This is a genomic window from Serratia quinivorans, assembly GCF_052113645.1.
GTDB classification, from domain to species: domain Bacteria; phylum Pseudomonadota; class Gammaproteobacteria; order Enterobacterales; family Enterobacteriaceae; genus Serratia; species Serratia quinivorans_B.
Genome location: NZ_JBIEIU010000002.1, coordinates 225,967 through 238,763, shown reverse-complemented (window position 1 = coordinate 238,763; position 12,797 = coordinate 225,967). Strand labels below are relative to the sequence as shown.

The 12,797-nt window shown below is 53.3% G+C and carries 21 protein-coding genes, 1 tRNA gene and 1 pseudogene; 19 read left to right on the top strand and 4 right to left on the bottom strand.

What is annotated here, in order from left to right; all coding sequences use genetic code 11:
- The 15 genes and pseudogenes from ACGS9J_RS06430 (at position 1) to ACGS9J_RS06360 (ending at position 7,597) form a co-directional block, all read left to right on the top strand.
- On the top strand, positions 1 to 843 hold the full coding sequence (locus ACGS9J_RS06430) for a ParB/RepB/Spo0J family partition protein (protein WP_442230169.1): 843 nt from the start codon (positions 1 to 3) through the stop codon (positions 841 to 843).
- On the top strand, positions 827 to 1,573 hold the full coding sequence (locus ACGS9J_RS06425; protein ID WP_442230168.1) for a hypothetical protein: 747 nt from the start codon (positions 827 to 829) through the stop codon (positions 1,571 to 1,573). The genes ACGS9J_RS06430 and ACGS9J_RS06425 overlap by 17 nt, the downstream gene beginning before the upstream one ends.
- The gene (locus ACGS9J_RS06420; RefSeq protein WP_442230167.1) at positions 1,570 to 2,313 is read left to right on the top strand and encodes a Dcm methylase; all 744 of its coding nucleotides are present in this window, start codon (positions 1,570 to 1,572) and stop codon (positions 2,311 to 2,313) included. Before ACGS9J_RS06425 ends, ACGS9J_RS06420 begins: the two co-directional genes overlap by 4 nt.
- Complete coding sequence (locus ACGS9J_RS06415; protein WP_442230166.1) at positions 2,306 to 2,593, top strand: hypothetical protein; 288 nt, start codon at positions 2,306 to 2,308, stop codon at positions 2,591 to 2,593. The genes ACGS9J_RS06420 and ACGS9J_RS06415 overlap by 8 nt, the downstream gene beginning before the upstream one ends.
- Positions 2,590 to 2,925: a hypothetical protein gene (locus ACGS9J_RS06410; protein ID WP_442230165.1), complete on the top strand. Its 336-nt coding sequence runs from the start codon at positions 2,590 to 2,592 to the stop codon at positions 2,923 to 2,925. The genes ACGS9J_RS06415 and ACGS9J_RS06410 overlap by 4 nt, the downstream gene beginning before the upstream one ends.
- Positions 2,915 to 3,436: a hypothetical protein gene (locus tag ACGS9J_RS06405; RefSeq protein WP_442230164.1), complete on the top strand. Its 522-nt coding sequence runs from the start codon at positions 2,915 to 2,917 to the stop codon at positions 3,434 to 3,436. Before ACGS9J_RS06410 ends, ACGS9J_RS06405 begins: the two co-directional genes overlap by 11 nt.
- Complete coding sequence (locus ACGS9J_RS06400; RefSeq protein ID WP_442230163.1) at positions 3,433 to 3,702, top strand: hypothetical protein; 270 nt, start codon at positions 3,433 to 3,435, stop codon at positions 3,700 to 3,702. The genes ACGS9J_RS06405 and ACGS9J_RS06400 overlap by 4 nt, the downstream gene beginning before the upstream one ends.
- Entirely contained in the window at positions 3,699 to 4,424 is a 726-nt protein-coding gene (locus tag ACGS9J_RS06395; protein WP_442230162.1) for a DUF551 domain-containing protein, read from the top strand. Before ACGS9J_RS06400 ends, ACGS9J_RS06395 begins: the two co-directional genes overlap by 4 nt.
- Complete coding sequence (locus ACGS9J_RS06390; RefSeq protein WP_438934795.1) at positions 4,402 to 4,620, top strand: hypothetical protein; 219 nt, start codon at positions 4,402 to 4,404, stop codon at positions 4,618 to 4,620. Before ACGS9J_RS06395 ends, ACGS9J_RS06390 begins: the two co-directional genes overlap by 23 nt.
- Before the next feature lie 19 nt (positions 4,621 to 4,639).
- On the top strand, positions 4,640 to 4,849 hold the full coding sequence (locus tag ACGS9J_RS06385; protein ID WP_442230161.1) for a ParE family toxin-like protein: 210 nt from the start codon (positions 4,640 to 4,642) through the stop codon (positions 4,847 to 4,849).
- A 1-nt stretch (position 4,850) separates the two neighbouring features.
- A complete protein-coding gene (locus ACGS9J_RS06380; protein ID WP_442230160.1) occupies positions 4,851 to 5,228 on the top strand; it encodes a hypothetical protein in 378 nt (125 codons plus the stop codon).
- A 15-nt stretch (positions 5,229 to 5,243) separates the two neighbouring features.
- Complete coding sequence (locus ACGS9J_RS06375; RefSeq protein ID WP_442230159.1) at positions 5,244 to 5,426, top strand: ANR family transcriptional regulator; 183 nt, start codon at positions 5,244 to 5,246, stop codon at positions 5,424 to 5,426.
- Positions 5,427 to 5,428: 2 nt separating this feature from the next.
- Positions 5,429 to 6,091 carry an MT-A70 family methyltransferase gene (locus ACGS9J_RS06370; RefSeq protein WP_442230158.1) on the top strand — a complete coding sequence of 221 codons (663 nt, stop codon included), beginning with the start codon at positions 5,429 to 5,431 and terminating at the stop codon, positions 6,089 to 6,091.
- 157 nt (positions 6,092 to 6,248) lie between these two features.
- Positions 6,249 to 6,383: pseudogene (locus tag ACGS9J_RS06365) on the top strand (helix-turn-helix domain-containing protein); the annotation flags it as partial.
- Positions 6,384 to 6,475: 92 nt separating this feature from the next.
- Positions 6,476 to 7,597: an integrase gene (locus tag ACGS9J_RS06360; protein WP_442230157.1), complete on the top strand. Its 1,122-nt coding sequence runs from the start codon at positions 6,476 to 6,478 to the stop codon at positions 7,595 to 7,597.
- A 24-nt stretch (positions 7,598 to 7,621) separates the two neighbouring features.
- Here the strand turns inward: ACGS9J_RS06360 and ACGS9J_RS06355 are convergent.
- The 3 genes from ACGS9J_RS06355 to ACGS9J_RS06345 form a co-directional block, all read right to left on the bottom strand.
- A tRNA-Arg gene (locus ACGS9J_RS06355) sits at positions 7,622 to 7,698 on the bottom strand.
- 145 nt (positions 7,699 to 7,843) lie between these two features.
- The gene (locus ACGS9J_RS06350; protein ID WP_442230156.1) at positions 7,844 to 8,140 is read right to left on the bottom strand and encodes a hypothetical protein; all 297 of its coding nucleotides are present in this window, start codon (positions 8,138 to 8,140) and stop codon (positions 7,844 to 7,846) included.
- Positions 8,137 to 8,520 (bottom strand): hypothetical protein, encoded by a 384-nt coding sequence (locus ACGS9J_RS06345; RefSeq protein WP_442230155.1) that lies wholly within the window; start codon positions 8,518 to 8,520, stop codon positions 8,137 to 8,139. The genes ACGS9J_RS06350 and ACGS9J_RS06345 overlap by 4 nt, the downstream gene beginning before the upstream one ends.
- A 35-nt stretch (positions 8,521 to 8,555) precedes the next feature.
- On the opposite strand from ACGS9J_RS06345, the gene folD reads away from it, so the two are divergent.
- Both folD and ybcJ read left to right on the top strand, forming a co-directional pair.
- The gene (gene folD / locus ACGS9J_RS06340; protein WP_442230154.1) at positions 8,556 to 9,422 is read left to right on the top strand and encodes a bifunctional methylenetetrahydrofolate dehydrogenase/methenyltetrahydrofolate cyclohydrolase FolD; all 867 of its coding nucleotides are present in this window, start codon (positions 8,556 to 8,558) and stop codon (positions 9,420 to 9,422) included.
- A gap of 10 nt (positions 9,423 to 9,432) precedes the next feature.
- Positions 9,433 to 9,645: a ribosome-associated protein YbcJ gene (gene ybcJ, locus ACGS9J_RS06335; RefSeq protein ID WP_012005606.1), complete on the top strand. Its 213-nt coding sequence runs from the start codon at positions 9,433 to 9,435 to the stop codon at positions 9,643 to 9,645.
- Positions 9,646 to 9,713: 68 nt separating this feature from the next.
- On the opposite strand, the gene cysS is transcribed toward ybcJ, so the two are convergent.
- Positions 9,714 to 11,099, bottom strand: a complete 1,386-nt coding sequence (gene cysS / locus ACGS9J_RS06330) for a cysteine--tRNA ligase (RefSeq protein WP_442230153.1) — start codon at positions 11,097 to 11,099, stop codon at positions 9,714 to 9,716.
- A 309-nt stretch (positions 11,100 to 11,408) separates the two neighbouring features.
- On the opposite strand from cysS, the gene ppiB reads away from it, so the two are divergent.
- Both ppiB and lpxH read left to right on the top strand, forming a co-directional pair.
- A complete protein-coding gene (ppiB, locus tag ACGS9J_RS06325) occupies positions 11,409 to 11,903 on the top strand; it encodes a peptidylprolyl isomerase B (RefSeq protein ID WP_442230152.1) in 495 nt (164 codons plus the stop codon).
- Positions 11,904 to 11,913: 10 nt separating this feature from the next.
- Positions 11,914 to 12,660: a UDP-2,3-diacylglucosamine diphosphatase gene (gene lpxH / locus ACGS9J_RS06320; protein ID WP_442230151.1), complete on the top strand. Its 747-nt coding sequence runs from the start codon at positions 11,914 to 11,916 to the stop codon at positions 12,658 to 12,660.
- Positions 12,661 to 12,797 lie beyond the last annotated feature (137 nt).

The window sequence follows — 12,797 nt, the reverse complement described above, 5'->3', positions numbered from 1 at the left end:
ATGGCTAACTCATTTAAGCAGATGAAGAACAACGGCACGCTTAAGCGCACCGACTCGGGTATGTTCATCAGGCTGGACGATATTCACGTTCAGGATGGCTTCAATAAGCGCGTAGATGATGAACGCACTCAGGCGGCGGACGATGATTTATTTAATCACCTTTCGCACGGTAAGCCGGTTCCGCCACTGGAAGTTAGACCCCGCGATGATGGTGGTGTGTGGATTGTAGAGGGACACCGACGCCACCGCGCCTATTCACGCTGTCGTGACACTGGTAAGCCCGTCGAGTGGATAGCCATTCTTCCTTTCACTGGCAGCGATGTCGAGCGCATAGCCCGCATCATGAACAGCAACAGCCAGTTAGCCCTCACCCCATACGAGCAATCGCAGGTAGTAAGGGAGCTGGCAGGTTTTAATCTGTCGCCGGACGAGATTGCCGCCCTGGTCGGCAAGAGCCGCTCAACGGTCGATAAGCTGCTGGCATTCAGCCAGGCCAATCACGACGTTCAGACGCTTGTTAGAGAAGGTTCTGTTGCCGTTGACGCCGCTGTAGACCGTGTGAAAGAGCACGGTGAAGCAGCGGGGAAAGTGCTTGCCGGTGACGTCGCAAAGGCAAAGAAAGCAGGCAAAAAGAAGGTCACCAAGTCCTTTATCACCCCCTTATTCAGCGCAACCCGCGCACGCAGATTATGCGAACTGCTCTATGACGCCTCGCCAATGCTCCGCGAAGAGGGTGACGTTCTGCTGCTCTTGCCGGGAACCAGGGAGGAAATAAACAAAATCCTCAACGAGTACCGGCAGCAGAACCCAGCCCAGGAGGCCATCGATGATCAAGCGATTTAACCCTGACTTTTCGCTGAGCATTTCCCATGAACTCGCTTATATGCGTGAAACCCCGGAGGGCGGCTACGTGGCACACGGCGACTATGCAACGTTGTTTTCTGAACTGGAATCGGTGAAGGCTGATCGCGATGCGCTGGCTGTGGAGAATGCGGGGTTGAAGTACGAGCGCTCTGAAATTACTGCTATCGGTGAGCTAATCCGCACACAGAACAACCGCATAACTGACCAACCATTTTTCGCCGTAATGACCAAGCGCGAAATCATAGGCTCTGAAGACCATGACTGTGACCGGATTTGCTGGATTGAGAACCAGAGCGGTGATTATGTCGAGGCGACAGAGACACAGTATCGGCGCTTGGAGGCTATTTATCAGGCCAAATATGAGGTTAGAGACGGTTGGTATAGGCACGCCATGAAGGAGATTGATGTGTTTGTGACCGGCTGTTTTACCGAGCAAGGTTGCAAAGACTACATCAATAAAAATGGTCACAACCTCAACAAGCCGTTCATTTACGCCTTTGGAAGCTATCGCAACGATGAATACCAGACAGTGCGGAAATTCATCATGCAGATGCCTGAAACCCCAGCCACCTCCTTCGCCCTTGCAGCTATCGAAGCGCGGGGAGTGGAGAAGTTTATCGTTTGGTCCACTGCATCATCCGGTTTCGATTATGACCTTACGATTGAAGACGCCCAAAAGTTCGCCATCGAGCTGCGGGAGGCAAAATGAAAGAGCGCCCAGTGATGCCAGCAAATGAACTGAAGATAAAGGCAATCTTCCTCTACGACTTCACCGGTCTGATGGCAAAACCTTGGCTTGATGCAGGCTATGAGTGCTGGTGTTTCGATGGACAGCATGAACCAGGCATCAATCGCGAGGGTAATTTGGTGAAGGTTGGGATGTGGTTTGAGGCAGAGAAGAAGATTACGCAAGCGAAACAAATTTCTGAGTTGGTAGGTGACGGCGTGGTGATGGTGTTCGGGTTCCCGGAGTGTACCGACCTGACCGTTGCTGGGGCCCGCCATTTCGAGGCTAAGCGCCAGGCTAACCCGATGTTCCAGATTGAAGCGGCAGAGCTTGCCGACCTAGTACGCATCGTGGGCATTATCACCGGCGCGCCGTGGGCCTTCGAAAATCCGGTTGGAGTTTTGTCGAGCATCTATCGCAAGCCTGATTTCGCATTCCACCCGTGCCATTACGCTGGGTATCTGCCTGAAGGTGATGAGCACCCGCTTTACCCGGAGGTTTACCCTGGGCGCGACCGATACAACAAGACAACAAATATCTGGTTCGGCAACGGATTCAAGAAGCCGAATGACCGATATATCGAACCGGCACAGAAAGATAACCCAGGCTGGCGTCTGTGTGGAGGCAAGTCAACACGAACCAAGAACATTCGCAGTGCAACTCCTAGGGGGTTTGCTCAGGCGGTGTTTGAGGCTAATTTGAAGGAGGCCAAGCATGGCTAAGCGTAAGAGCAAAGACCAGCAATTCATTGACGACATGATCCGCTGTCGGGGTATCGACTTTGCCCGCATCGGGATGATGGTTGAGGTTTACGGCGACCTTGGAACGATTATTGGCATGAATGGTAGTGCCAACCTAGATGTTGTGTTCACCAACCAACTGAAATACGGCAAGCACCCAGATAACTGTCACCCATTCTGCGAGGTGAAGTATTTCGACAAGACCGGCGCGGTAATCGCCAATTACACCAAGGCTGCTGAAGCCCAGGAGAAAGCATTATGAGCAAGCAAACCTACATCGAAGATTTGCAACATGCATACCTCAATGAACTACGGGCTCGTCGCATTCGCACGTTCTCGCCATACAAAGACAAAGGCAATGACCGCTGGCTTGAAGTCTGCAATGCGTACAACCGAAACCAGACGCGCAAGTCACGTCGCAACATCGGAAAAAGCAACAAGATTGGCGGCAGAAAAACTGGTAAAGGCATGTGCGGATTTTTGCTTGAGTTGAAGGTGTGGTCAGGTTTTATCAGCAGAAATCGTGAATCAGTTGGCTTACCAAAGCGAGTCTACCGCATCAGCCATGAAGGGGTAATTTCTTGTGAACAATAAGCTGAGAGAACTGAAAGTCACAATTCCCGCAGACAAGAAAAGTCGTGAATCTGTAGCTGCTGGGTATGTCACTGATAACAACTCCGGGGGCTATTTCGTCATTGAGTGTCAGGAATGCGGCGCGGTTTACCCAAGCCAACATGCAGACGGCGGCGGCCAGATTGCAGACACGGGCGATTACAATGACGCAATTTGCCCTCACTGTGGTGAGGAAGGCCCCGAAGAGTGTGAAAACGTCGGGTTAGCGTGGAATGTTCAGCAAGCCAAAATCATCGCCCTGCTGGCAGAGCTGGAAGCGAAGGATAAGCGCATCGCCGAGCTGTCACACTGGCTAGAGCACAACATAGAGCGGGCTAAAGCGGCAGAGCAGAAGCTGGCTACGCCGGTGCAGTTGAAAAAGGTCGATTCCAGCAACGTGCCATTTGCCGGTGACGGCTTTAATGCAGGCGTTGATTATTGCGCCAAGGATACCCGCGCCGCTGGCTTCACCGTAGAGGGGGATGAACAGTGATCAAGAACGCTATTTTAAACCGGAAGAAATACCCGGCCCTGTCGTGGTGGAAAAACTTTATGGGTGGCCATGTCAGCATCGGGCCGATCACTATCTACGGTGAAAACGCAATGCACTGGGCGGTAAACATCCGCACCAAGCGATGGGGTTACGTGTGTTTCCGTCTGCCGGTGCGCTGCTTTGGTAAATGGTGGCCACTCTATTTTTACTGTTCACCAAACGGTGCGCCATGGGCCGCCACTTTTAAAATTGGGAAGGATGCATGACAAAGACACTAACGACTGACGAACTGCGCCAAATCGTTGACAGCCACGAAAAAGGCTACGGAATGAGCGTACCGATTAATTATGGGTACCTTGCGGCCCGCGAACTTCTGGCTAACCGGGAGGCGCAGCCGGTGGCCGAAGTCGTGTCTAAATATGGCGACCCAGAAGCATTTGGCGAGCGGGAAATTCGGGTGCTGGCTGACGCTGACCTGCAAAAAATCCCCTACGATACGAAGCTTTTCACCGCCCCGCCAGCAGTGCCGCACGTGACTGTAATTCCAGAAGCCGCAACGCTGACCAACATCAACCAGCTTTGCCCGCTGGATAACAACCTGAGTCAGACTGACTTTGCCACTGGCTGGAATGACTGCCGCCAATACGCTCTAACGCATGACGGAGTGCCGCCTGTTATCAAAGGGGTACATGCCGCGGCTAAGGGCTGGAACGCCTGCCTCGCCGCAATGCTGGCTCAACCTGTTAGCCAGGGGTGCAACTGGATAGCGTGCAGCGAGCGGATGCCGGAGCCAAATAAATACGTTCAGGTCAGCAACGGCGTTTGGGTTGGCATTGGAATGTATAACGATGCAGAGCATTTTGAGGATGACGAACGTTGGCAGGATGAACATAACGAGTTTATCGACCTTCTACATCACCCAGTAACACACTGGATGCCACTACCAGCAGCACCGGAGGGCGGCAATGATCCTGACACCCGACGATAACGAAATCCTCGAACGGCTCAGCGCTACTGGCTCCACCCCTGATTCAGTTGCAAACCTCCTCCGCTGCGCAGGTTACAAAGGTATGACCGGAATAGCCATTCGCAGGCGATTGCAGAAATTGGAAAAAGAAAAAGCTGTCGAACGCGTTCGCCGCCCAGACATCAAAAAAATCTGCTGGGCACCCACCACAAAATAACACTTTCCCACCGGACAAAATGAAACCTCGAATTCCGCAACGAATCAGCATCAAAGCTGAGGGGGTTCTATGCGCCTTCATGGAGGGCAAAAAGACACCCACACGAACCTATCAGCATAAGCACTTAACGCCGCCAGTGACCCGCTGCTGGCGACTGCTTTCAAAAGATAACGGTAACTCATGGGAAGTAATGAGCCATGAGCGCTACAACAACCAGATAAGGATCTGAAATGAGCAACTTTGAAATAATTGAATGGCTGATTAAAGACGGTGGTCACTACACTCGGGATCAACATATTTCTTTACTGCGGATGAATTTCCCTGATGTTGAAATCACTGAGACGAAAGTAACAGCGATTCGCCAGTCCATGACCACGTCACGCTTTGTAAGGGTCGATGTTATACCAACAAAAAACAGTGGCCGGTTAGTAAAGGTTCTTTCCGTAGACCCTGAATACAAACGCTATTCACGCATACGTAATCGGGAATCTGAAGTTGTCCCCCGAGTGTGGTTGAACGACGAACCCAGGAGCGTTGTTGATTGCATTAAACGCGTCCAATGGTTCAACCAACTTCTTTCCCCAGTAACCCACCAGCGCACCTACTAACACCGGAGCACCATCATGACATTTGGATATAAAAACTTAGCGCACCAAGCCGCTGAGGCAGAACGTCGTGCCCATTATTCCGACGCGGCCAGTATTTGGCTTAAGGCATTCGAAGTCGCTCGGGCGGTCGATGTGATATGGGTACAAATCCGCATCGATTTTTGCGTCAACGCCGCGTCGCGCAACTGGGGTAGATAACGATGACCTATCAACTTATCTATGCAGATCCACCCTGGAGTTACGGCAACACAATCAGCAATGGCGCAGCAGGTAATCACTACAGCACGATGACCATAGCCGATTTAAAACGCCTGCCGGTATGGGCCATTTCGGCACCGGATAGCGTTCTTGCAATGTGGTACACCGGCAATCACAGCCAGGAAGCGATAGCGCTGGCTGAAGCTTGGGGGTTCAGCGTCAGGACGATGAAGGCCTTCACCTGGGTAAAGCTGAACCAGCAGGCAGAACTACGGTTTAACAAGGCCCTGAAGCAGCAGACCATCTTCGACTTCACCGAATTGTTGGACATGCTGAATGCCGAAACTCGGATGAATGGCGGCAACTATACGCGGGCCAATTCAGAAGACGTGCTGATCGCGGTTCGGGGCCAGGGTCTGGAACGCGCCAGTGCATCAATAAAACAGGTCGTCTTCAGTTGTCTTGGTGAGCACAGCCAAAAGCCGTGGGAAGTGCGTCGCCGTCTTGAGCTGCTTTATGGAGACGTAACCAGAATAGAACTATTCAGCCGGGGCGATGCGCCTGGTTGGGATCATTGGGGGAATGAATGCCCAGTAAACAACCTGTCGCTGATACCGGCAGCATTCAGAAAAACCTTCTCCGTAGCACAGCAAGAGAACTACTGAACGAATTCGAATCCCCCACCAACAAATTCACCTTTCGACAGCTACTCGATAAACACGCAGTGAAAATCGCGCCCTACTGGCCGAAACGTCCACCGGCATGGCTTCGGCTTAACTGTGAGGTTCACCGAGTGCGGGAAGGAAAATAGAAGAGGCATAGATGGATAAATACAGCCTTACGAGGGATGAGGCTTGCGCTTTCCTGGGAGTGTCCGCGCCAACATTAACCGCGTGGATTAGATCAGGAAGGCTATCAGCCACCCGCAAAGATCCGACCAAATCAAAATCCCCTTACCTAATAACCCGACAAGCCTGTATTGCCGCGCTTAGCATTCCGATCCACACTATGCCGGTGAGCGCGGGTGATGCACATGAGGAGAAAGCACCATGTCATTATTCCGCCGTGGAGAAATCTGGTACGGCAGTTACACGTCGCCAAGCGGCAAGCGAATTAAGGAATCGCTTGGGACTTCGGACAGACGCCAGGCGCAGGAGCTGCACGACCGTAGAAAAGCTGAACTTTGGAGAATAGAGCGTTTGGGGGACTTCCCGAATGTAACATTTGAAGAGGCTTGCTTGCGTTGGTTAGAAGAAAAGGCGCACAAGAAATCACTCGATGCTGACAAGGGCCGGATTGGATTCTGGCTCATGCATTTTGAGGGGGTTTTACTGAAGGATATAACAGAGGCAAAAATTTACACCGCTGTTAGCAGAATGGTTAACAGAAAGGCCGAAGAGCGTTGGCAGATGCGCATGGATGCCATGGCTAAGAAAGGCGTTTCGATACCGCCGAGGAAGGCGGAGTCCGTTTCCACATCAACCAAAGCAAAGCACCTTGCATTGATGAAGGCTCTCATGCGAGCGGCTGAAAGGGACTGGAAGTGGATCGAGAAGTCACCAGTTATCAAAGTACCACAAGAAAGAAATAGGCGGGTTCGGTGGCTCGAACCCGCCCAAGCGCAGCGGTTAATTGAAGAATGTCCTGAACCACTGAAATCCACTGTAGAGTTTGCTCTAACCACTGGTTTGCGCCGGTCAAACATTATTGAACTTGCCTGGTCGCAGATCGATATGCAGCGTAAGGTCGCATGGATTTACCCAGAGGATAGCAAATCTGGACGCGCAATAGGTGTCGCTCTCAACGACACCTCATGCGCAGTGCTAAAACGCCAGATCGGAAATCATCATCGTTGGGTGTTTGTCCATAAAGATCCAGTTAGGAAAATGCGTGTGGATTCCAATAATGCCTGGCGGGCAGCATTGAAACGAGCAGGCATAGAAGACTTCCGTTTTCACGATCTGCGGCACACCTGGGCGAGCTGGTTAATTCAAGCCGGTGTACCGTTATCTGCATTACAGGAAATGGGCAGTTGGGAGAGCATAGAAATGGTACAGCGTTATGCACACCTGGCACCGAATCATTTAACTGAACATGCACGGCAGATTGATGCGATTTTTGGAGGCTTAGTCCCAAATCTGTCCCATGTTGAAATTGAGAAGCTTGGGTGAATGCTGTAAGTCTTTGTTTCTTAATGGTACGCCCTACAGGGCTCGAACCTGTGACCTACGGCTTAGAAGGCCGTTGCTCTATCCAACTGAGCTAAGGGCGCATGGGGATGCGGCAACCGGGAGTTGCGGGTTGGATTATACGGTCAGAGATCATTGAGTCAATGCCTTTTCATGAGGTTACGGCGGCAGCCGTGCTTTATGGCGATTTTTCCGCCATTGCTGTCGCCGAACGTTGGAGTAAGGTCATCATTTGCTTTGAATTAAATCCGGTTGCGGGTTAGTGCTACGCTGCGCCAGGCCTGAATCGGCCGGTTCGGAAATGCGATCTGATTGTCGCTGCTCTGCAGGACGTTGCAGGCAAACGCGGGCCGAACGCACCACCGCATTGATATTCCCCCAGTCGGCCTGCTGCGCCGTCAAAAGGTTGCAGACAGCCGCCAACGGCTGATTTAACGCAGCACTCACCGGCGCGGCATTTAACGAAGCCTGGCCCATTGGCGCCCAGGCCAGCAGCAGAAACCCCATCCCTTTGATGTTTCTCATGCGCGCAGCCTCCGGCACAGCGCACTCAGGCGCGTCTTCCATGAGGGCGGCGTTTGGTGTGCGGCAAGCTGGTGCAACGCGATCAGCTGTGCGACGTCCGCCGGATGCAAAGACGAATCGAACACCGTCTCCCCCACGTGTCTCGGCTGGCGGGTCTGGCTATCAATAGGAAGATGCAAAGAGTGCAACCGGGTGATGACCATCATGATTTTTACTCCCGAACCGCAGTGTGAATCGTCACAGCTTACGCAGTGGATGGTAAAAAAGGCGTAGAGGATCATTCTGTTGGTATAAAAAAAGCGTAAATCGCGTCCGGCAAACAGCGTCGATCGCGATTCAGCGCCTGACAGCGCGCTCCGCTTCTGACAAAATAGCAGCATCCCCCGCTTTTCTTAATTGATGGATTTCCTCACTGATGTCAGCAAAGATTATTGATGGTAAAACGATTGCGCAGCAGGTTAGAAACGAAGTGGCTGAGCAAGTTAAACAACGTCTGGCCGCAGGAAAACGCGCACCGGGTCTGGCGGTCGTGCTGGTTGGCGAGAACCCGGCCTCACAGATTTACGTCGCCAGCAAGCGTCGCGCCTGTGATGAAGTGGGCTTCCTCTCCCGCTCCTACGATTTGCCTGCCACCACCAGTGAGGCTGAACTGCTGGCACTGATCGATCGGCTGAATGCCGATGGCGAAATCGACGGCATTTTAGTGCAACTGCCGCTGCCGGCCGGCATCGACAACGTCAAGGTGCTGGAACGTATTCATCCGGATAAAGACGTCGACGGCTTCCATCCGTACAATGTCGGTCGCCTGTGCCAGCGCGCGCCAAAACTGCGCCCATGCACCCCACGCGGTATCGTCACCCTGCTCGAGCGTTACAACATCGATACCTATGGCCTGAATGCCGTAGTGGTCGGCGCATCCAACATCGTCGGCCGCCCGATGAGCATGGAGCTGCTGCTGGCCGGTTGCACCACCACCGTGACCCACCGTTTCACCAAGAACCTGCGTCATCATGTTGAAAACGCGGATCTGCTGGTGGTGGCGGTCGGCAAACCGGGCTTTATTCCCGGTGACTGGATCAAACCTGGCGCCATCGTGGTCGATGTCGGCATTAACCGTCTGGAAAGTGGTAAAGTGGTCGGCGACGTAGATTTTGCCGCCGCAAGCGAGCGCGCCGCCTACATTACTCCGGTTCCGGGTGGCGTTGGCCCAATGACCGTTGCTACACTGATCCAAAATACCTTGCAGGCCTGCGAGGAATATCACGACGTTCAACCTAAATAAGTAAGGCAGTATGGAAACTTTTAATCTGGATAATCACCCGCACGTTGAACTGTGCGACCTGCTCAAGTTTCAGGGCTGGTGTGAAAGCGGCGGTGCCGCCAAAGAAGTCATCGCCGATGGGCAGGTGAAAGTGAACGGCAAGGTCGAAACGCGCAAACGCTGCAAAATCGTTGCCGATCAGGTTGTGGAATTTAACGGCGGCAAAGTGGTCGTTAAGCCGTAAACTCCACACCATAGAAAAAGGCGCTGAAGGTTAACTCAGCGCCTTTTTTGTTTGTGACCTAAAGCGAATTACTTACGGCGCCAGGTCGTCCCCTGCGGGCCATCTTCCAGCACGATGTTCATCTCGTTCAAGCGATCGCGCGCGGCATCGGCCAGCGCCCAGTCTTTGGCTTTACGCGCATCGTTGCGTTGCTTGATCAAGGCTTCGATCTCAGCCACTTCACCGTCATCTGCCTGCGCCCCGCTCTGCAAGAACTGTTCAGGCTCCTGCTGCAACAGACCAAGCACCTTCGCCAGCTTGCGCAGCTCCGCCGCCATGCCGTTAGCCGCCGTCATGTCTTCCGCTTTCAGGCGGTTAACCTCACGCGCCAAATCAAACAGCGCCGAGTAGGCTTCCGGCGTGTTGAAGTCGTCGTCCATGGCTTCACGGAAGCGGGCTTCGAACACTTCGCCACCGGCCGGTTGGGCATGAACATCGGTACCGCGCAGGGCGGTATACAGACGTTCCAGTGCGGTGCGCGCCTGCTTGAGGTTCTCTTCGCTGTAGTTCAGTTGACTGCGGTAGTGGCCGGACATCAGGAAGTAACGCACGGTTTCCGCGTCGTAATAGCCCAGCACGTCGCGGATAGTGAAGAAGTTATCCAGCGATTTCGACATTTTTTCTTTGTCGATCATCACCATGCCGGAGTGCATCCAGTAGTTGACGTACGGGCCGTCATGGGCACAACTCGACTGGGCAATTTCGTTCTCGTGATGCGGGAACATCAGATCAGAACCCCCACCGTGGATGTCGAAATGGGTACCGAGCTGTTTGCCGTTCATGGCTGAACATTCAATGTGCCAGCCCGGACGGCCCGCGCCCCATGGCGATTCCCAGCTCGGTTCGCCCGGCTTGGACATCTTCCACAGCACGAAGTCCATCGGGTTGCGTTTTACGTCGTCGATTTCTACGCGCGCACCGGCCTGCAGTTGATCCAGATCCTGACGTGACAGCAAACCATATTGCGGATCGCTGTCGATGGAGAACATCACGTCGCCGTTGCTGGCGACATACGCGTGATCGCGATCGATCAGGCGTTGGGTGATCTCGATGATCTCGGCAATGTGCTGAGTCGCGCGCGGTTCAATGTCCGGACGTTCGATCAGCAGGGAATCGAAGTCGGCGTGCATCTCCGCCAGCATGCGCGTAGTCAGTTGATCGCAGCTTTCGCCGTTTTCAGTCGCGCGGCGGATGATTTTGTCGTCAACGTCGGTGACGTTACGCACGTAGTTCAGCGAATAGCCGAGATAGCGCAGATAACGCGCCACCACATCGAAAGCAACGAAGGTACGCCCGTGTCCGATATGACACAGGTCATAGATGGTTACCCCGCACACGTACATGCCCACTTTACCGGCATGAATGGGTTTAAATTCCTCTTTTTGACGACTCAGGGTATTAAAAATCTTTAGCATCGGGACATTCCGTGGTGTGCGTGATAACAAAAATGATAACCAGGGTTAAGGTTGTTCACCCAGCAGCGTATTGAAACCCGAAGCCTGATCTAATGCAAGGTTAAGGCCGCGCTTTGCTGAGTTCTGAGGTGGAAAACGGTGATAAATCAGCGATCGCCACCAGTGTTATAATATAACAAAGTGGGTTTTACCACAGGCTGCGCGCGGTTTAGCTGCTGCTGACTCATTAAAGGAGATATGTTATAACGGCGGTCTGATAGTTCACTCGCTCCATGTGACATCTCACTTCATCTTGTTAGGACTAAAACTATGGTTACTTTCCACACTAATCACGGCGACATCGTTATCAACACCTTCGCGGACAAAGCACCGGTTACCGTTGAAAACTTCCTGAGCTACTGCCGTGACGGTTTCTACAACAACACCATTTTCCACCGTGTTATCAACGGTTTTATGGTTCAGGGCGGCGGTTTTGAGCCAGGTATGACTCAGAAAGACACCAAAGCCACTATCAAGAACGAAGCCAACAACGGTCTGAAAAACACCATCGGCACCCTGGCAATGGCGCGCACCAACGATCCACATTCCGCGACCGCACAGTTCTTCATCAACGTAGCAGACAACGACTTCCTGAACTTCCGCGGCGAAAACGCCCAGGGTTGGGGCTACTGCGTGTTTGCTGAAGTGGTTGAAGGCATGGACGTGGTTAACAAGATCAAAGCCGTGAAAACTGGCCGCAGCGGCATGCACCAGGACGTACCGGTAGAAGACGTGATCGTCACCAGCGTTACCGTCAGCGAGTAATCGCAGCTGAATGAACACGCTGTTCATTGCAGATCTGCACTTAAGCGCACAGGAACCGGCAATCACTGCCGGTTTTCTGCGTTTTTTGCGGCAAGATGCCATCCACGCCGAAGCCTTGTACATTCTCGGTGATCTGTTCGAAGCCTGGATCGGCGATGACGATCCCGAACCGCTGCATGCTGAAATCGCCGCGGCGCTGAAGACGCTGCAACGGGCCGGCGTGCCCTGCTACTTTATCCACGGCAACCGTGATTTTCTGGTGGGCAAACGCTTTGCCCGCGCCAGCGGCATGCAACTGCTGCCGGAAGAGAAGGTGCTGGACCTGTACGGCCGTAAAATCCTGATCCTGCACGGCGACACGCTGTGTACCGACGATCAGGCCTACCAACAGTTCCGCCGCAAAGTGCACAACCCGCTGATCCAGAAACTGTTCCTGGCGATGCCGTTGCGCTGGCGTCTTAAAATCGCCGCTAAAATGCGTGCCCGCAGCCGGCAAAGCAACCAATACAAATCGGACGCCATCATGGACGTCAACCCGCAAGCGGTTGAACAGGCGATGCTGAACCACCAGGTTCACTGGATGATCCACGGCCACACTCATCGTCCGGCAGTGCACGAACTGACGCTGAGCAACGGCAAGGCCCATCGTGTGGTACTGGGGGCCTGGCATGAAGAAGGCTCCATGATCAAAGTCAGCGCCGACGCCGTCGAACTGATCCAATTCCCTTTCCAGGCTTCTGACTTAACGCGCGGGTAAAAAATTCGCGCTTTTGCCGATCAAAACCGGCGACGCAACCGTTTTCCTCGCCGTTCGCTCATGGTATGCTCTACGCCCTCATTCGGCCTCCCGCCGCAGGCAACCGGCCGTCGTTTGTACAATCACAGGAGCCTTAC